The organism is Variovorax sp. LG9.2 (assembly GCF_035018885.1).
GTDB lineage: Bacteria > Pseudomonadota > Gammaproteobacteria > Burkholderiales > Burkholderiaceae_C > Variovorax.
This window is the reverse complement of the sequence record NZ_JASJXB010000122.1, coordinates 1-338: the sequence shown is the minus strand read 5'-3', so window position 1 is coordinate 338 and position 338 is coordinate 1. Positions and strand designations below refer to the sequence as shown.

The window sequence follows — 338 nt, the reverse complement described above, 5'->3', positions numbered from 1 at the left end:
CCGTCCGGCAGCACACTCAGCGCAATGATGTTCTCCTTCAAAAAGCCGAGGACACCGTGCATGTTTTGCCAGCTCCAAAGCAAAAAGGCAGGCACGATTGCCAACACGAAAAACGAGGGCGGTATCCAGAGGCGGAACAGGCCCAGCAGCAAAGCGCTGATTCCGAAACAGATGCCGACAAAAGCGACGGCCACGAGCGGTGCTGCTTTTGGTGCCCTGTCGAACGCAAAAAACACCAACCACATTGAAAGTGCCAAGGACAGGTACAGCACCCATGGCGACGCCCCCAGGATGTAGCGGCCTTGCTGCAGCGCGTCGATGGCGCTCGCGTGGACTTC

The 338-nt window shown here is 58.0% G+C and carries 1 protein-coding gene; it reads right to left on the bottom strand.

The annotated features are described in order from the left end of the window. A partial coding sequence (locus QN413_RS27185; RefSeq protein WP_323499656.1) for a hypothetical protein occupies positions 1-272 on the bottom strand: 272 nt, incomplete at its 3' end. Positions 273-338: the final 66 nt, after the last annotated feature.